The 18705-nt window shown below is 59.8% G+C and carries 14 protein-coding genes and 2 pseudogenes; 2 read left to right on the top strand and 14 right to left on the bottom strand.

Going from position 1 to position 18705, the window contains the following annotated elements; all coding sequences use genetic code 11:
- Positions 1 to 3: 3 nt before the first annotated feature.
- From NKI95_RS30015 to NKI95_RS29955, 13 genes and pseudogenes are all read right to left on the bottom strand, one after another.
- On the bottom strand, positions 4 to 357 hold the full coding sequence (locus tag NKI95_RS30015; RefSeq protein WP_352721375.1) for a cupin domain-containing protein: 354 nt from the start codon (positions 355 to 357) through the stop codon (positions 4 to 6).
- Positions 358 to 367: 10 nt separating this feature from the next.
- On the bottom strand, positions 368 to 1060 hold the full coding sequence (locus NKI95_RS30010) for an ABC transporter permease (RefSeq protein WP_352721373.1): 693 nt from the start codon (positions 1058 to 1060) through the stop codon (positions 368 to 370).
- 1 nt (position 1061) lies between these two features.
- Positions 1062 to 1775, bottom strand: a complete 714-nt coding sequence (locus NKI95_RS30005) for an ABC transporter permease (protein ID WP_352721372.1) — start codon at positions 1773 to 1775, stop codon at positions 1062 to 1064.
- A 57-nt stretch (positions 1776 to 1832) separates the two neighbouring features.
- Positions 1833 to 2651: a transporter substrate-binding domain-containing protein gene (locus NKI95_RS30000; protein WP_352721371.1), complete on the bottom strand. Its 819-nt coding sequence runs from the start codon at positions 2649 to 2651 to the stop codon at positions 1833 to 1835.
- 37 nt (positions 2652 to 2688) lie between these two features.
- Positions 2689 to 3465: an amino acid ABC transporter ATP-binding protein gene (locus tag NKI95_RS29995; protein ID WP_352721425.1), complete on the bottom strand. Its 777-nt coding sequence runs from the start codon at positions 3463 to 3465 to the stop codon at positions 2689 to 2691.
- A gap of 53 nt (positions 3466 to 3518) precedes the next feature.
- Positions 3519 to 3769: pseudogene (locus NKI95_RS29990) on the bottom strand (aspartate aminotransferase family protein); the annotation flags it as partial.
- Between the two features lie 143 nt (positions 3770 to 3912).
- Positions 3913 to 4404 (bottom strand): Lrp/AsnC family transcriptional regulator, encoded by a 492-nt coding sequence (locus NKI95_RS29985; RefSeq protein ID WP_352721369.1) that lies wholly within the window; start codon positions 4402 to 4404, stop codon positions 3913 to 3915.
- 276 nt (positions 4405 to 4680) lie between these two features.
- The gene (locus NKI95_RS29980) at positions 4681 to 5439 is read right to left on the bottom strand and encodes an amino acid ABC transporter ATP-binding protein (protein WP_352721367.1); all 759 of its coding nucleotides are present in this window, start codon (positions 5437 to 5439) and stop codon (positions 4681 to 4683) included.
- 95 nt (positions 5440 to 5534) lie between these two features.
- Positions 5535 to 6917 carry an aspartate aminotransferase family protein gene (locus NKI95_RS29975; protein ID WP_352721366.1) on the bottom strand — a complete coding sequence of 461 codons (1383 nt, stop codon included), beginning with the start codon at positions 6915 to 6917 and terminating at the stop codon, positions 5535 to 5537.
- A gap of 63 nt (positions 6918 to 6980) precedes the next feature.
- Positions 6981 to 8060, bottom strand: a complete 1080-nt coding sequence (locus NKI95_RS29970; RefSeq protein WP_352721364.1) for an amino acid ABC transporter permease — start codon at positions 8058 to 8060, stop codon at positions 6981 to 6983.
- Positions 8057 to 9076 carry an ABC transporter permease subunit gene (locus tag NKI95_RS29965; protein ID WP_352721362.1) on the bottom strand — a complete coding sequence of 340 codons (1020 nt, stop codon included), beginning with the start codon at positions 9074 to 9076 and terminating at the stop codon, positions 8057 to 8059. The genes NKI95_RS29970 and NKI95_RS29965 overlap by 4 nt, the downstream gene beginning before the upstream one ends.
- A 101-nt stretch (positions 9077 to 9177) precedes the next feature.
- The gene (locus NKI95_RS29960) at positions 9178 to 10227 is read right to left on the bottom strand and encodes a transporter substrate-binding domain-containing protein (RefSeq protein ID WP_352721360.1); all 1050 of its coding nucleotides are present in this window, start codon (positions 10225 to 10227) and stop codon (positions 9178 to 9180) included.
- An 86-nt stretch (positions 10228 to 10313) separates the two neighbouring features.
- Entirely contained in the window at positions 10314 to 11822 is a 1509-nt protein-coding gene (locus NKI95_RS29955) for an NAD-dependent succinate-semialdehyde dehydrogenase (RefSeq protein ID WP_352721424.1), read from the bottom strand.
- Between the two features lie 106 nt (positions 11823 to 11928).
- On the opposite strand from NKI95_RS29955, the gene NKI95_RS29950 reads away from it, so the two are divergent.
- Entirely contained in the window at positions 11929 to 12597 is a 669-nt protein-coding gene (locus tag NKI95_RS29950) for a FadR/GntR family transcriptional regulator (RefSeq protein ID WP_352721358.1), read from the top strand.
- 1161 nt (positions 12598 to 13758) lie between these two features.
- Positions 13759 to 13941, top strand: a pseudogene (locus tag NKI95_RS29945) (SDR family oxidoreductase); the annotation flags it as partial.
- Between the two features lie 651 nt (positions 13942 to 14592).
- Here NKI95_RS29945 and metH read toward each other — a convergent pair.
- Entirely contained in the window at positions 14593 to 18402 is a 3810-nt protein-coding gene (gene metH / locus NKI95_RS29940; protein ID WP_352721355.1) for a methionine synthase, read from the bottom strand.
- Positions 18403 to 18705: the final 303 nt, after the last annotated feature.

Raw genomic sequence — 18705 nt, 5'->3', positions numbered from 1 at the left:
CGCTCAATCGCGGGAAACCCAGAGCTTTCGCGTCGTTTCGATCACTCGCCAGACCCCCGTGAATCCGGGATGCATGACGAAAGCATCGCCTGCTGCGATTCGACGTGGCTCGAACCCATCCTCAACGAGTTCCGAAACCCCCGAAAGGATGTAGCAGAATTCGAAGATCTCGCCCTTGACGGAACGATAGGCGCCAAGTGTGACCTCCCATACTCCGGCCTGCACCTGGCCATCGGAAGTTTGCGCGATATCCCAAGTCAGAAAACGGGGATCGCCGTCCACACGTCGTTCCGGCAGTGGTACCCCTCTCCTGGGTTCGGGGAGATTTTTCTGGTCGACAAAGGTAAGCTTTGACATGGAAACCCTTTCAGCGTGCGGAACGCGGCTCGAAAGACAGGCGTCTTTCGATGACATTCAGAGCAGTCAGACAGACGACGTTGATCACGAGATAAAAGACGGCGGTGATGACGAAGATTTCCATGATGGCGAATGTCTCGCTCATCAGCCGTTTGGCATGGCCAGTGATTTCAAGCACCGTTATGGTGGAGGCTAGGCTCGATTCCTTGACGATAACGGCAACCTCAGTGCTGTAGGAAGGCAAGGCCTGCCGCAGCGCCAGGGGGAACTTGATACGCTGGAAAATCACCCACGGGGACATGCCGCAGGCCTCCCCCGCCTCGATAAGCCCACGCGGCAGCGAGAGGAGAGCAGTGCGGAAAATTTCCGCCGTATAGGCACCCGTGTTGAGAATGACGGCGAGGACGGCAGCATGCAGACTGTCGCCGATCAACCACCAGAGGATCGCGTTATGGCGTATGAATCCTATCTGAGCGAGGCCGTAGTAAATGACGAAGATCTGCACGAGCATCGGGGTGCCCCTGAAAACCGCGCAATAGAAATCGGCGCATCTCCGGATCATGACGACTTTGGATGTGCGGGTTATTGCCACAAGAATGCCGAACGGCAATCCGAGGCCGACCCCAAGAAGTGCAATCAGCAGGGTTGTCTTCGCGCCGACGAGGAGAAATGGAACCGCATACGTGATGATGCTCAAATCCATTTTACCCCCTGCTGAAGCCGCGATTGAAGTATTTTTCAGCGCGGTTAAACAGAATTTGACTCACGGCGGTCATGCCAAAGAACATAGCTGCCGCCACGCAATAGAACAGAAGCGGTGAACGCGTGATGCCCGCGGCGATCGCTGCTGTGCGCATCAATTCCTGCATGCCGACGACGGATACGAGCGACGTATCCTTGATCGTCATCTGCCATACGTTATTGATCCCCCCCAACGCCAACCTGAGGGCGAGCGGCAGCGTCACCCGAAAAAAGGTCAAGCGTGGCGTCAACGAAAGCGATCGAGCCGCTTCCAGCAGACCAAGGGGGACGGCCTGCAGTGCGCCTCGTATGACCTCCACAGAGTACGCGCATGAGATGGCGGCGATTGCGATGATGCCGACAATGAATGGATAGGCGTTTTCGGCGCTGTCCGCATAGCCGAATGCGGAGGCAATTTTCTGTACCCAATCGACCGAGCCGAAAAACAGGAGATAGATGACCAGCAGTCCCGGAACGCCACGAATGATGATGCTGTAGGCATCGACAAGCTGAGACAGGACAGGCATTCGGCGCCAACGAAGAATGGCAAGCGGTATTGCCGCCGCCAGCCCTATAACCACGCCAAGAACACCAATTAGAACCGTAACGCCGGCGCCGCGCAGCAGTGCAAGGGTCCAGCCCTTCTCTACCATCAGCACCCAAATATCGTTCAACATGAAAACATCCCGGGATCGTCGCGGCATGGCCGCGACGATCTGTTGACAGTGGAACGATCACTTCTTGCACGCGATGGTGTAGTCGTCCTTGAACCAGTTTTCCGAGGTCGCCTTTACCTTGCCGTTGCTGATCATGTCGCAGAGCGCAGCGTCCAGCTTGGCCTTGAGCTCGGCATTGCCCTTGCGCAGGCCGACGCCCATACCATAACCTAGCGCTTCGTGATCGTCGGCCCCGGTGACCTTGACGTCGATGCGGGCAAAGTTGGCGCCGTCCGGGGAGCCGAGAAAGTCAACCCAGGTCGGGGAATCCCCAAAGGCGGCGTCGAGCCGGCCTGTCGCAAGATCGGAATTCTGCTGGGTAGTGGCGTCGTAGGTCTTCAAGTCTGCGGTCGGAATATGCTTCTTGATGAACTTTGCGTAGGTGGTGCCGTTCACTACACCTACGGTCTTTCCTGCCAGCGCCTTTTCAATTTCTGGAAGGCTCTTCAGCCCGACGAGAGCAGAGTCCTTGGGAACCACAAAATACTGGGGCGTGGTTGCGTATGGAATGGAGTAGTCGATCTTTTTCATTCTCTCGTCGGTGATGCCAAGACCCGAGATGATGATATCGAAGCGATCTTTGTCCATCGACGGAACCAGCGAACTGAACGTCTGAACCACGAATTTGCACTTAACCTTAAGTTCGGCGCAGATGCCGTTGGCGATATCGGCGTCGAACCCGGTGACGTTGCCGTTGGCATCGGCCATGCTGAATTGCGGCGCATCACCTTCGGTGCCGACGCGTAAAACGCCATCGTCGGCCCGTGCGAACCCCATTGCCGCCGTCAGGACAAGGCAGGATGCGAAAACTGAGCGAAGTGTGTTCTTAGTGCGCATGCAATTTCCCCTTTTTGCTTTATGGTGATGGCCGCCATCAGGCGGCTGTTGAGATAACGCTGGAAAGAAACCGATTCACCGCCTCGGATGCGGGATTGCAAAACAGTTCTTCCGGCGAGGCATCCTGCTCAACGGTACCTTTGTGCAGGAATATCATTCGGTTCGACACCTCCCGTGCGAACCTCATTTCATGCGTGACGAGGAGAATGGTCGCCCCCTCGCCGGCAAGCGTTCTGATGACCCTCAAGACCTCGCCGACCAGTTCGGGATCAAGCGCGGAGGTTGGTTCGTCAAAAAGCATCAGTTTGGGCCGCATCGCCAGGACACGCGCGATTGCCACGCGCTGCTGCTGGCCGCCCGAAAGCTGGCTTGGATAGCGGTGGCTGAAGTCGGCCATGCCCACCTTCGAGAGCGCGGAAAGTGCTGTTTCTTCCGCGTCGCGCTTGTCCTGCCGCAGAACGTAGATCAATGCTTCGGTCACATTTCCGAGCACGGTCCGATGGGGCCACAAATTGAAGCTCTGGAACACCATGCCGATGCGTCGGCGAAAAACTCTGATATTGGCCGCGTTGACGATTTCCGTTTCACGACGTTCGTTCTGCACGGCGGAAATCGCGTCGCCCATCACCTCAATCTCTCCCGAACTCGGGGTCTCCAGGAAATTAATGCATCGTAGAGCGGTGCTCTTTCCTGACCCGGACGAGCCAATGAGGGAGATGACCTCGCCCTGCCGCATCTGGAAGCTCACCCCATTGAGAACGCTGGTCGCGCCAAAGGCTTTGCGAAGTTCGCGAACTTTCAGAACAGGGGACATTCTTGAGGCGTCTTCCATGCGTGCCGTTTCCACTCCACCGTTGCTCGGCGCCTTTAGCCATCGATCGTTTGCGCGACCTCGTTTACGGCCGCCTTGGCGATCGAGACCATCTCATCAATTTCGGACTCCGTCATAACGACGGGCGGCGCAAACCCCAGAATGTCTCCATGCGGCATGGCACTGGCAATAAGATTGCGGTCGCGCGCCGCCTGGGAGATCCGGCCCCGACCTTCAGGGCTGGGTCGAATGCCTCTTTGGTCTCGCGGTTCGCAACGAATTCGACGGCGGCCATCATGCCGAGGCCGGAGCGGGTAATACAGGCGGAAATCAACCTCCAATGCCTAGAGGCTAGACCCGCGCCGTGATCAAAAAAGACCGTTTGGCAGCCTTTTTGTAGAGAGATTGTCTGTCTTGGACCCCTCCTCCAGCATGATCTCTCTTTTGCTGCTACAATGACACCCGCAGCAGGCCTGCCAATGGCAGCACAACCTCCTCTTTCACCGTCCTGGTGACGATGTAGGTGAAATAGCGATCGACGCCCATCTCGCGCGCAAGCATTGCATCTACTAACTCCTGGTAGGCTTCGATGTCGCGCGCCATCACTTTCAGGACGTAGTCGACACCCCCACCAACCGACCAGCAGGCGACGACTTCCGGGACGTCGCGGATGACACGTTCGAATAGGATGAAATCGGAGTGGCGATGATTGCGGAGCGTGACTTCCATCAGCACGGTGGTAACGGGCGTCACTGTCCGCACGGCGACTTTCGCATGGTAGCCGGAGACGATACCCACCTTTTCGAGCTTTCTCAGCCGCGCCCAGCATGGCGAGGGCGACAACCCGACTTTCTCGGCTAGTGCCAGCTTGGTTATGCGTCCATCGCGCTGGATGGCATCCAGGATGCGCAGATCGACGGGATCGAGTTTCGTTGGGATCATGGACCAGAACTTTCTCGCGTGGCTGGCAAACAACACCCGCCGATCCATCGATGGCTGGCGGGTAGTCCGAGCGGTTGGTGCATATGGTCAGCCGCGCAGATAGCGAGCGCGTTGGAAATAATGCCGCCACCTCGATGAGCGGAATCGAAAAGGTCATCACATTCGGTCCAATCGGAGCACTACTTGTCGATGGCCTCCCACAGGGTCCTTGTCGAACTGGTGGCGAGGACGTGAGGCGGGACGGCGCCTCGCACAACCGCCCCTGCGCAATGCGGGTCAATTCAATATCTGGCTCAGGAACATCCTAGTGCGTTCGTGCTGGGGATTGTCGAAGAACTCGGCTGGTGTGTTCTGCTCGACGATCCGTCCCCCGTCCATGAAGACTATCCTGTCGCCGACCTGACGCGCGAAACCCATCTCGTGCGTGACGCAGATCATGGTCATGCCGTCCTCGGCAAGCGTCACCATCGTCTCGAGCACTTCTTTGACCATCTCCGGATCGAGCGCCGAGGTTGGTTCATCAAACAACATGATGCGCGGGTTCATGCAGAGGGAACGCGCGATAGCTACTCTTTGCTGCTGCCCGCCCGAGAGCTGGCTGGGATATTTGTGCGCCTGCTCAGGTATCTTCACCCGCGCCAGGAAATGCATCGCGCGCTCCTCCGCCTGCTTCTTCGGAATCTTCCGGACCCAGATCGGCGCAAGCGTGCAGTTCTCGAGAATTGTGAGATGGGGAAACAGATTGAACTGCTGGAACACCATCCCGATATCCCTGCGGACCTCGTCGATCCTCTTGAGGTCGCTGGTAAGTTCGATCCCGTCGACGACGATGCGCCCTTCCTGATGCTCCTCGAGCCTGTTCATGCAGCGGATCATCGTCGATTTGCCAGACCCGGATGGACCGGCCACCACGATGCGCTCGCCTCTCATGACCCTGAGATTGACGTCAGACAGAACCTGGAACTCACCGTACCATTTGTTCACTCTCGTGATTTCGACTGCGACATCGGTCGCGGATATTGCCGTCGCTTTCACTAGCCCCTCCCGTTGATCGAGTTCAGTGTCATGTCGTTGTCCTCATATTGGTGCTGGCCGCCACGAGCAGACCGCTTGCTGGTGGCTTTGGGATCTCAGTAGGCGGGCTTGCCGCTGGCGATCCATCGAACTGTATCCTCGAGCGTCCTTTCGAAGGCGCTGACCAGTTCCTCGATCTGGTCTTCGCTGATGATAAGGGGCGGGCAGAACGCGATCGTATCCGTGATGGCCCGAACCACGAGGCCATGATGATGAGCGCGATGAAATACGTAGGCACCGACCCGGCCCGGTTCGTCGAAACTGGCTTTGGTGGATTTGTCGGCGACGAGCTCCACGCCTGCGATCAGGCCGGCCCCCCGAACTTCGCCGACAAGGGGATGATCTGCAAGCGCGGCGAGCCTTGATTGCAGAACACGGCCCATCCTAGCCGCGTTTTCGACAAGTTGCCGTTCCTCGATGATTGCTATGTTCTCCAACGCCACGGCGGTAGCCACCGGATGGCCACTTCCGGTGTAGCCGTGCCCGAAAGTGCCGATCTTTCCCGTGTTTTCAGCCACCGCCTTGTAGATCGCATCGCTTATGACGACCGCTGCCAATGGCTGGTAGGAAGAGGTAATCTGCTTGGAAAGCACCAGGATGTCTGGCTGGATGTTGTAGTGTTCACTTCCGAACATCGTCCCCAGACGCCCGAACCCAGTGATGACCTCATCAGCCACGATTAGAATGTCATTGCGTCGGCATACCGCTTGCACGCGCTCCCAATATTGGTTCGGCGGAGGAATTACCCCACCTGCAGACATCAAGGGCTCGCCGATGAAAGCCGCGATTGTTTCCGCGCCTTCCTCTGCGATCACAGCCTCGAGCTCGCCGATCAGGCGGTCGACGAACTGTGCCTCGGTCTCGCCTTCCTGGCCGAAGTGGTAGTAATGCGGGCAAGTGAGGTGCCGCACGGGGATCGCGGGGAGATCGAAATCCCGGTGATTGTTCGGAAGCCCGGTCAGGCTTCCCGACGCGACGGTGATACCGTGATAAGCCTGCTCGCGCGCAAGGAACTTCTTCTTCTTGGGCCGACCGCAGGCGTTGTTGTAATACCAGAGCAGCTTGACGACGGTGTCGTTTGCTTCCGAGCCCGAGTTCGTGAAGAAGACATGCGACAGATCGCCGGGCGTCATCTCGGCCAGCTTTTCCGCCAGAGCGATCGACGGCATATGCGATTTGTGGCTGAAGATGTGGTAGTAAGGCAGTTTCTCCAGCTGTCTCTTCGCCGCCTCCACGAGCCTCTTTTCCCCGAAGCCGACCGCCACGCTCCATAGGCCCGCCAGACCCTCCAGGTAACGACGACCCTGATCGTCGTAGGCATAGACGCCCTCGCCCCTGTCGATGACGATGGGACCGATCGCCTCGTGCCGGATCGCATTGGTGTAAGGGTGCAGCTGATGGGCTATGTCGCGGGCCGCGGTAGAACTCAGTATGGACATGACGGTCTCCGGTGTTGTCTGGATTCGCCGACTGCGAAGTGAGCGGTGGATCGGTGTATCGTGCTATCTCCGCTCCCGAGCGAAGTCCTCTTCGAGTCGGCGGGAATGCAGTGACAAGATGAAGCAGAAAGCGAAGAAGGCCGCGCCCACTGCAAGGTAGGCTTCGCCGTAGAAACCCATCCAGACGCCATCGGCGATAGCGCCACGAGCGCCGCCGAGCACGTCAACGAGGCCGATCACGCTGATCAGGGTCGTGTCCTTGATGGACTCGATGAACGTGTTGATGATGGCAGGCAGGGCAATCCGGAACGCCTGAGGAAGGACCACGAGACGCGAAACGAGCCCGTCCGGCAGGCCAAGGCTCGCCGCGGCTTCCGACTGTCCGCGCGGAACAGCTGCTAGCCCCGACCGGATCGCTTCGGCGAGATAGGCCGCCTGGAACAGGACAAGCGCGATCTGGGCGCGTAACACCGTGTCGACGTTTCCTCCGAACGGAAGCAACAGCGGGAGCAGGGTAGACGCGACGAAGAGGACCGCGAGCAAAGGAAGACCCCTGACGATCTCGACATAGGTATCGCAAAACCGCTTGACCACTCCGACCTGGGAGCGACGGCCGAGTGCGATCAAGACAGACAGCGGCAGTGCCAGGATAATGCCGAATGCCGACAGGCCCACGGTGAGGGGAAGGCCGCCCCACTTGCTCGTCGGAACGTCCGGCAGACCCGGCAGGCCACCACTCATTAGCACGGCGCTCGCGATCATCGTCGCGACCCAAGCGAAGGCCAGCCAGGGCTTCCAGAGGGTTCTGAATCCGCTCGCCACCAACAGGCCAAGGACAAGGAGGACCGCGGCGGTCGGACGCCAGTATTCCTGGGGCGGGTAGCTGCCGAACAGGATGATGTTGTACCGTGCCCGCAGCATCGACCAGCAGGCGCCACCGGCGGCGCGGCAGTCGTCCGGAGTAGCGGCCCTGAACGTGGCGTCGATGACGGCCCAACGCAGGAGCTCGACGGTACCATACGAGATGACGGCCGCGGCGAGGATCGTCACAAGCGCATGGGGCCAAGGATTGAAAAGGGCACCCATCCGTTTCGCAATGGTTGGACGTTGGCGGACAACCGCCGAGACGGCGAGGTCACTCATAGCTTCACCACTTGCGCGCGCCTTTCGAGCCGTCGGATGATCATCGACGTGATCAGGCTGAGTGAAAGGTAGATCAGCAGGTAGATGCTGACGGTTTCGATCGCGCGCCCAGTCTGGTTGAGTGCCGTGTTTCCAACGGACACGAGGTCCGGAAATCCGATCAGGACCGCCAGGGTCGTGTTCTTGATCAGGTTGAGATATTGATTGGCCAGGGGAGGAAGCGTGAGCCGGATCGCCTGCGGCGCCTGGACGAGCCAAAGCGAAAGCAGCGTGCTGAGGCCCAGCGACGCGGCGGCTTCGGACTGACCCTTTGGGATCGCTGCCAGGCTGCCCCTGACAATCTCGGCTATGAAGCCGGATGTGTAGAAGCCCAGACCGAACATCATGGCCAGGTATTCTGGGGTAACGCTCCAGCCCCCACGGAAGTTGAAGGCCGTAAGCCTTGGCCAGTCCATAGACGTCGTGAGGCAAACCCAGACGACGAGAGATGCGAAGCCCGCCACGCAGAAGGTCAAGGCGGCCCGGCTGGCGAACGGAAAGCTACCCAATCTGCTTCTGCCTCGCAGTGACCATTTCCAGACGACCGAAGTCGTTGCGGCGAGGATGACCGCGGCGATGCCCAATGCCCATCCACCGGAGAAGACCGGCATCGGCAGATAAAGTCCCCGGCTGGAAAGGATCACACCGTCGAAGAGCATCCACGCTTGACGTGGCGCGGGCAACTCGCGAACCGCCGTTGCGCAGACCACGAGAATCAAAAGCAACGGGACGTTTCGGGTGAACTCCACATACGCCTTTGCGGCGCTGGTGAGCAGCGGGTGGCCGATGCGCGCCGCCAGTCCCACAGCGATGCCGAACACGGTCGCCAAGACAATGCTCGACAGTGCGAGATGAATGGTGTTCAGCAGTCCGGCAATCAGGGCCCTCAGGTACGTATCGCCCGAACTGTAGGCGATCAACGATTCCCCGATGGGGAATGACGTCGGCGCGGACAGAAATCCGAAGTCGATCGTCATGCCCCGTGCCGCCAGGTTAGCCGAGAAATTGAGCGACAGCCAAATGACTATGGCTGTGGCTGTCGCCACAAAGACCAGGCCGTGAAGGCGGGTCCGACTGATCATCTCAGTGGAGCCGCATACATGAGACCGCCCTTGGTCCAGAGGGCGTTCAGGCCGCGATCGAGCTTGAGCGGCGAGCTCTTGCCAAGGTTGCGTTCGAAGCTCTCGCCGTAGTTGCCGACCGCGGAGACGACCTTCACGACCCAGTCCTCGGGAAGGCTCAAATCCTTGCCGTTGCCGGGAGTCTTGCCAAGCAGTTGTTGCACTTCGGGATTGGTCGAGGAGGTGGCCATTTCCTTGACGTTCGCCTGGGTGATGCCGAGCCGCTCGGCCTCGACAAGTGCGAACATCACCCAGCGAGCGGTCAGGAAAAGTTCGTCGTCACCGCCGTAGACGGCGGGCGCATATGGTTCCAGCGTGATGAATTCCGGAAAGATGATGTAGTCGCTGGCGTTTCCATGGGCCGCCCGCGATCCGGCAAGATTGCCGTAGTTGCCGCCGAAGGCGTCGCAGCGGCCGCCGAAAAACGCGGCGTCAAGCTGCTCCCAGGTACCGAGAACGAGCGGTGTATACTTGAGGCCGCGCGACTTGAAGAAGTTCTCGGTGTTCACCTCGAACGTAGACCCCTGGAGGATGCAGACCGTGGCGTCGGCGAGCTTGTCTGGGCTATCCACGCCGAGGGATTTCGACACCATGAATGTGTAGCCGTCGAAGTAATTCGGCGAGGTGAAGCGCGCTTTCTGAGCGCCTTCGCGGTTTAGAGTGGTCGTCGTATCATGCACCAGGACGTCGATCTCGCCGGAGGCCAGGAGGACGAAGCGGTCCGAATAGGAAGTCTGGCGGTAGGTCAATTTGGTCGCGTCACCCAGGACAGCGGCTGCCATGGATTTGCAGAAATCGATGTCGATACCCGCAAGGTCGCCGTTCGCCGCCGGCGCCGAGAAGCCTGGAACCGCCTGTCCGACGCCGCAGACCAGGTTTCCCTTCTGCCTGATGCCGTCCACGACCTTTCCCGCCGATGCATCGACAGGGGCAAGAAGCGCACCTGCGGCCGCGATTGCCGCGAGGCACCCGAGTAGCTTGGCACGAGTTCTTCTGAAAGCGTTCATTCTGCATTTCCTCTCTTTTGTTGAATAGAAGACTTCCTCCGGCGCCGCCGTCAGTTACGGAGCCGATCTGCTTTGCGATCCGCTGGTTACCAGCCAGCCGCGATGTATTTTGTCTCCAGATATTCGAGCATGCCGTGGTGGCTGCCCTCACGGCCCAAGCCGCTCTGCTTCATGCCGCCGAATGGAGCGGCCGCGTCGGAAACGACGCCACGGTTGATGCCGACCATGCCGCTCTCGATCCGACCGGCAACGGCGAGCGCCCGTTTCAGATCGCGGCTGAACACATAGGACACCAGTCCATATTCGGTGTCGTTCGCCATGCGGACAACTTCGTCCTCCGTATCGAAGGCGACGATCGGCGCGACCGGACCGAAGATTTCCTCGTTCAGGAGAGCTGCGTCGGCGGGGACGTCCGCAAGCACGGTAGGCGGATAAAAGAAGCCGTCACCGTCGTACCGGAAGCCGCCGGTCACGACGCGCGCTCCCTTGGCGACGGCATCTTCGACCAGACTGGCGACCTTGCTCATGGCGGCTTTGGTGATCAAAGGGCCCAACTGGGTCTCCGGGACCAGGCCTGGACCGACCTTGAGCGCCGCCATCTCCTCGCCGAGACGCCGGGTGAAGTCCTCCAGAATACCGCGCTGGACATAGAAGCGGTTCGCAGCGGTGCATGCCTCTCCGCCATTGCGCATCTTGGCGACCATCGCGCCCGCTACCGCGACGTCGAGGTCGGCGTCGTCGAACACGACGAACGGTGCGTTCCCGCCGAGTTCCATGGAGCAGCTGACGACTTGGTCGGCCGCCTCCTTGAGGAGAATTCGGCCGACACCGGTCGAACCGGTGAAGGAAAGCTTCCTGACCCGCTTGTCATGGAGCAAGGCGTTGACGACGGGCCCGGCCTTCCGGGTCGTCAGGACGTTCACGACGCCGCCGGGAACGCCTGCTTCGGCCATGATTTCGCCGATCGCCAGCGCGGTGAGCGGTGTCTCCGCCGCGGGTTTCAGGACACAAGTGCATCCAGCCGCCAGGGCGGGAGCAATCTTGCGGGTCGCCATGGCCGCCGGAAAGTTCCAGGGCGTTACCAACACCGCGATGCCAATCGGCTCTTGGTTTACGATGATCTGGTTCGCTCCCGATGGCGCGAGACCAAACTCTCCTCGATTCCTGACGGCTTCTTCAGCATACCAGCGGAAGAATTCCGCAGCATATGCCACTTCGGACCGAGCATCGGCCAGAGCTTTGCCATTCTCGACGGAGATGAGCCTTGCCAGCCAATCCGAGCGCTCGGTCATAAGATGAAAGCACTTCATCAGCATGTCCGAGCGACAGCGCGGCGATGTTGCCTTCCAAGGCTCGGCGGCAGCAGCGGCAGCATCTACCGCGGCGATCGCATCCGCGACGTCGCCGTCGGCGACTGTTGCAATGACTCGGGCCGTCGAAGGATCGACCACGTCAAAGGCGAGTGCGTTTTTCGCATGCAGCCACCGCCCGCCGATGAAGAGTTGCGTCCGCGCTTTGCCGGCGACGGCGGCCACGTCACTCTGGGATTCCGCGTAAGTCTTCTGTACTGGATTTGGCTTCACGTAGGACACCATTCGCAACCAAATTGGGTTAAAACATGCGATCAACTTAACATTGGTCTTGATATTGGTGTCAACATGGATCAAATTGGTTGCGAAAAAAAGTTTCAAGGTTAGGATGATGAGCGTGGTACTGAAGGATTTCATCGAGGCGGAGGGATTGGAGCCAGGCGACCGCCTGCCACCCGAGCGCGATTTGGCGCTAAAGCTTGGCCTGCCTCGCACCGCGTTGCGGAGGATGCTCGCTTCGCTCGAGAACGAGGGGCGCCTGACAAGGCACGTGGGAAGGGGCACTTTCATCGCAGGCAGCGGAGTCACGTCAACGGCACTACGCCGTCCGCCAGGCAGCGCGGGCGACGCGGTCCGCACCTATCCAGCAGAAGTGTTCGAGACGCGTTTGATCATCGAGCCAAAAGTCGCCGGATTGGCCGCGCTCAGAGCGACGCCGCAGGAGATCGATGAACTACAAAAATCGATCGACAAGGGGAGCGCCGCCGAGACGCTTGTCGAGTTCGAAAAGTGGGATGCCGTCTTTCACCGCATCGTCGTCGAGGCGGCAAGAAACGGTCTTCTTTCGTCACTGTACGAAGTAATCCATGAGGTGCGGGCCGGAAATCTTTGGGGTCGGATGAAAGAGCAATCACTCACACCGGACAGAATGAGGGGATACATCGCAAAGCATCGAGAAATCCTAGCGGCCATCAGGGACCGGGACAGCGTAGGGGCGGAGCTAAGTATGTACAACCATATCATGGAAGCGAAGGTGAACATTCTTGGCCCGCATGCATGAAGCCATGGGCCGAACATATTTTTAAAGTCGAATACGTTCACTGGCTTCGACAAGACAGTCTACGACGACGAGCGCTGAAAATGCGCCTCTCAAGGCGCCGATGCAACCTCGGCGCCGACCGCGCTATCGACCAGTGGTGGGACGTGGCGGGTCGAAACTTGGAAGGAAATGTGGCGTCCGGCCAAAGCGGCGGACCGTTGCTTCGCACAAACGAATGTCTCGTTGGACCAGCACACCGCTGGAATGGTCAGCTAGCGACCGCCGGCGTCGATGTCGGCTTTTGGGAAGTGTAGTACCTTGCTGGACGTCCGCTACAATGTCAGCGGATTGGCCGCTTGTCGGTAACTTCGTCCCGAAAGCGGAAGGGTATCTCTGATCGACTGATGCCTTAGAAATCCTTTTCCGAGGCGTCGCTCCTGCTAGGCTCAACCTGTCGGGACTCATATTCCCCTTATTCCCTCCCCTCCTGACCTTACCATCTGAGGCCGGTGATCTGGCGCGATCTCTGCAGCAAGCACTCGCTGTGTCATCGGAGTCGGCTAAACCAACGCTGCTATCTGCGAAACCTGGAGCACTATCTTCTCAACCGCCTCTTCCGATTGTCAGTAGCCCACCATAACGCAAGGAAATCAATGTGATGCAGTGGGGTTCGCCATCCCCGCCTGGCTAACCGAGGACCTAAAAAGCTGCTAAGTCATTGATAAATAACGATAATGGTGGGCCCGGAGGACGTATCAAGGCCGTTGATTTCATTGGCTTCTTCGCGGGTTAAAATCAGGACCCTTCCCGTATCGTTCCGTATAGTTCCGCGACGGCCAAACGGTCGAACATGCGACCCGTTCCTTAAGGCGAGCGCCACATCTGCCGCGGTTGCCTTTGGGGAAGCTTGCGTTTGCATTCTATTCTTCTCTGGTAACGGAGCGTTGTCGGCCCGGAGTATAGAGTGATGCTGCGGAGGAGATCGAGTGTGCCGGAGTCGAGTTACTGACGACCGTACGATTACCTAGTCCTCGAAGTAACATACGATCCTCAGGTAGCGGCGCGTCATTTCTTGCGGGCTTGACGCTGACTGCCTTTTGGCGCGGACCGGCCCTAAAAGATCAAGCATGGTGACGCAGGTTCTTGCGATGTCCAATCCAGTCAGCCTTACGCTCGCGCGCCACAACCAAGCCGGGCGTGGCCAACGACCCGGATGCGCTCGACTATTCACGCCGGCGCACGCCGTGGCCACGGCTTGGGGCCCCGAGCGACGTTGCCGGTGCAGCCCTATTCCTCGCCAGCGACATGGCGAGCTACGTCACCGGCATCAACCTGATGGTGGATGGCGGTTGGATGGCAGGCTGATGGATTGGCCCGCCCCTGTCGCTTCACAGTCCTCCAGCAGCGGCTGAAATAGGCGCGAAGCGAATCGGCAAGTGGTTCGCACCTTTGGATGGCTGATGTCCTTGTGGCCTTGACTCAGGCAAGTATCTGGTTTGACCGCATGGGTCTGTTTCTGGCGCGAGCGGGCCGGCTTCGTCACTGGTTCGGGCTTTTATGAGCCGCCGATTTGCACGCCATAGCCCTCTATGAGGCGGAATGGGATTTACTCGCGAAGCAACGACGTATCAGATCGGTCAAACGCTTGGCTAGGAAGGAGCACAAGAAACTGTCGAAAGCATCCGATCGAAAAGGCAGCGGAGATTTAGAAGGCACGAATTTACGATACCGCCGTTCCCCCTCACTCCCACTCGATTGTTGTTAGCCCAGCTAGGTCATTGATCTAGCTGGGTTTTCTTGCTTGCGGCACCGAAAGCCGACGCATGGTCCGTCAAAGAGTTACGCTTTTGATTTTAAAAGGAAAATCGCCGCAAGAAATATTTTGAGGTTTCGCCAACTATCGGGGCCAATCGGGCGATTTTTCCACCCTCCCCCTTTTCGACGGCGCGCCCAAGCCGACTCGAAAAGTACCGTCACCGCTAGCTGTCAGATCGAAAAAGACAGAGCTTGCCGCCGCTATTCAGCCGCCTCGGCATAGTGTGCCGGCACATAGTTGAGAATGGGGCCGAGCCAGCGCTCGACATCGGCGATTGGCATCGCCTTACGGCGCGCATAATCCTCGACCTGGTCGCGTTCGATCTTGGCGACGCCGAAATAATAGCTTTCGGGATGGGCGAGATAAATGCCCGACACGGAAGAGCCCGGCCACATCGCATAGCTTTCGGTCAGGCTGACGCCCGCATTGCGCTCGCCGTCGAGCAACCGGAACAGCGTTGCCTTTTCGGTATGGTCGGGCTGCGCCGGATAGCCGGGCGCCGGGCGGATGCCGCAATAGGACTCACCGATCAAATCGTCCGGTGCCAATGCCTCGTCAGTTGCGTAGCCCCAGAATTCCTTGCGCACCTTCTCGTGCATACGCTCGGCGAAGGCCTCGGCGAAACGGTCGGCCAGCGCCTTGACCATGATCGAGGAATAATCGTCATTGGCCCGTTCGAATCGCTCTGATATCGACACCTCCTCAATGCCGGCGGTGACGATGAAGCCACCGATATAATCGGGCTTGCAACTCTCGGTGGGTGCGACGAAGTCCGACAGCGCGACATTGGCCTTGCCGTCTCGCTTGGTCAGTTGCTGGCGCAACGTGAAGAACGTCGCCAGTTCCTGCGATCGCGCCTCGTCGGTGAACAGCCTGATATCGTCGCCGACGGCGTTGGCCGGCCAGAAACCGATGACGCCGCGTGGCGCAAACCACTTTTCGGCGATGATCTTCTTCAGCATCGCCTGCGCATCCTCGAACAGCTGGCGCGCGGCTGGCCCCTGCGCCTCATCCTCGAGGATCCTAGGATAACGGCCCTTCAGCTCCCAGGTCTGGAAGAATGGCGACCAGTCGATGTAGCGCGCAAGCTCCGTCAAGTCCCAGTTGTCGAACACTTTTACGCCGGTGAAGGACGGTTTTGGCGGCTCATAGGCCGACCAGTCGATCCGGTGCGCATTGGCCCTCGCCCTGGGCAGCGGCAGTCGCTGCTTGTCGGCTTCGGAGCGGGCATGCGCGTCGGCGACCTTCTTGTACTCGGCCCGCACGGTCTCGACATAACCGCCCTTGGTCTCGTTTGACAAAAGCGACGACACCACGCCGACGGCGCGGCTTGCGTCGGTGACGTAGACCGTCTGGCCCCTGGAATAGCGTGGGTGGATCTTCACCGCCGTGTGCACGCGGCTGGTCGTCGCGCCGCCGATCAGCAGCGGAATGTCGAAGCCTTCGCGCTCCATCTCGGAGGCCATATGCACCATCTCATCAAGCGACGGCGTGATCAGGCCGGATAGGCCGATAATGTCGACACTTTGCTCACGCGCCGTCTGCAGGATCTTGGCCGCCGGCACCATGACGCCGAGATCGATGATCTCATAATTGTTGCAGGCGAGAACGACGCCGACGATGTTCTTGCCGATGTCGTGGACATCGCCCTTGACCGTCGCCATCAGGATTTTTCCGGCCGTCTGGCGCTCGTCATTATCGATGCCATTGGCGGCGTTGGCCAGCTTCTCGGCCTCCATGTGCGGCAGCAGCCCGGCCACTGCCTGCTTCATCACCCGCGCCGACTTCACCACTTGCGGCAAGAACATCTTGCCCGCGCCGAACAGGTCGCCGACGACATTCATGCCGGCCATCAACGGGCCTTCGATGACGTGCAGCGGCCGCTCGGCCGCCAGCCGTGCTTCCTCGGTGTCGGCGTCGATGAATTCGGTGATGCCGTTGACCAGCGCATGGGAAATCCGCTGCTCGACCGGCAGGTCGCGCCAGGCGAGATCGCGCTCCCGCGCTTCCTTGCCCGCCGTGCCCTTGAAGCGTTCGGCGATCTCCAGCATGCGCTCCGTGGCGGTGCCGCCGACCCTAGGCACGCGGTTGAGCACGACATCCTCGCAGGCCTCGCGCAGCGCGGGCTCGATCGTATCGTAGACGGCGAGCTGGCCGGCATTGACGATACCCATATCCATGCCGCGCTGGATGGCGTGATAGAGGAACACCGCATGCATGGCCTCGCGCACCGGCTCGTTGCCGCGAAACGAGAAGGACAGGTTCGACACGCCGCCGGAAATATGGGCATGCGGCAGCGTCGAGGTGATCTCGCCGGTGGCTTCGATGAAGTCGACGCCGTAGTTGTCGTGCTCCTCGATGCCGGTGGCAACCGCGAAGACGTTGGGGTCGAAGACGATATCCTCGGGCGGGAAACCGGCCTGCTCGGTGAGCAGCTTGTAGGCACGGGTGCAGATCTGGACCTTGCGCGCCTTGGTGTCGGCCTGCCCGGCCTCGTCGAAGGCCATGACGACCACGGCCGCGCCATAGGCGCGCACCAGCCTGGCATGATGCAGGAACGCTTCCTCGCCTTCCTTCATCGAGATGGAATTGACCAGCGGCTTGCCCTGCACGCATTTCAGGCCGGCCTCGATGATCTCCCATTTCGAACTGTCGACCATGACGGGCAGACGGGCGATATCCGGCTCGGCGGCGATCAGGTTGAGGTACTCGACCATCGCCTTCTTGGAATCGATCAAGCCCTCGTCCATGTTGATGTCGATGATCTGCGCGCCATTGGCGACCTGGTCGCGCGCCACGTCGAGCGCGGTCACATAGTCGCCCGCCGTGATCAGCTTCCTGAACTTGGCCGACCCGGTGACATTCGTGCGCTCGCCGACATTGACGAAGGGAATCTCGTCGGTCAGCGTGAACGGCTCCAGGCCCGACAGGCGCATCTTGCGTTCGATCTCGGGAATGGCGCGCGGCGGATACTTTTTGACCGCCTCGGCGATGGCGCCGATATGATCGGGTGTCGAGCCGCAGCAGCCGCCGACGACATTGACCAGCCCTTCCCGCGCAAAATCCTCGACCTGCGCGGCCATGAATTCCGGGCTCTCGTCATACCTGCCGAATTCATTGGGCAGGCCAGCATTCGGATAGGCGCAAGTGAACGTATCGGCGACGCCGGATATCTCGGCCAGATGCGCGCGCATGGCGTTGGCGCCGAGCGCGCAATTCAGGCCGATGGTGAAGGGGCTGGCATGGCGCACCGAATGCCAGAAGGCGGTCGGCGTCTGCCCGGACAGAGTGCGGCCGGACAGGTCGGTGATGGTGCCGGAGATCATCACCGGCAGGTACACACCCTTCTCGATGAAGATCTCGTTGCAGGCGAAGATCGCCGCCTTGGCGTTCAGCGTGTCGAAGATCGTCTCGATCAGGATGATGTCGGCGCCGCCGTCGATCAGGCCGCGCAACTGCTCGCCATAGGCAAGGCGCAGGTCGTCGAAGGTCACGGCGCGATAGCCGGGATTGTTCACGTCTGGCGACATCGAGGCGGTGCGGTTGGTCGGCCCGAGCGCGCCGGCGACGAAACGGCGCTTGCCGTCCTCCTGCTCGGCACGAACAGCGGCGCGGCGCACCAGTCGCGCGCCATCGCGGTTCAACGCGTAGACCGCATCCTCCATGCCGTAATCGGCCTGGGCGATTGAGGTCGAGGAGAAGGTGTTGGTTTCAAGGATATCCGCGCCGGCGATGGCGTACTGATAGTGGATCTCCTCGATCGCCCCAGGCTGCGTCAGGATCAGCAGATCGTTGTTGCCCTGCTGGTGGCAGGCACAGCCGGCGAAGGCCTCACCCCGGAAATGGTCCTCGTCAAACCCCAGGCCCTGGATCTGCGTGCCCATGGCGCCGTCAAGGATGAGGATGCGTTCGTGCACCGCTGCGGTCAACGCAGCAAGCACTTCGGAACCGTCGGGCTTTGCTGCGGCGGGGCCGAACAGGTCATCCAGCGATGAGGAACTTTGCGACATTTTTCATCCTCAAGACGACAGTCGCACTCAAGTCACATAAAGACATCTTTATGTCAACATACGCCGTCTAGCTCTGTTTGTCACGCTTGTTCCCCACGCATCGGTTTCGCCGGCCTGAGGCTGGTGATGCCGCTGGCCGGCAGCATCCATCTGCGTCCGTCGCTGTGTAGTTAGTCAATGGGGCTTTGCCATGAAATATCATCCAGGCCGACGGGGTCCGAAGCAGAAGCCTGACACCCGGAAAAATCTCGTCGAGGCGGGCTCCGGATGATTCACGCTGATGCCGCGACTGGTAATACAGAG

The sequence above is a fragment of the Mesorhizobium sp. M0306 genome, from assembly GCF_040321655.1.
Lineage (GTDB): Bacteria > Pseudomonadota > Alphaproteobacteria > Rhizobiales > Rhizobiaceae > Mesorhizobium.
This window is presented reverse-complemented; position numbering and strand designations above follow the sequence as displayed.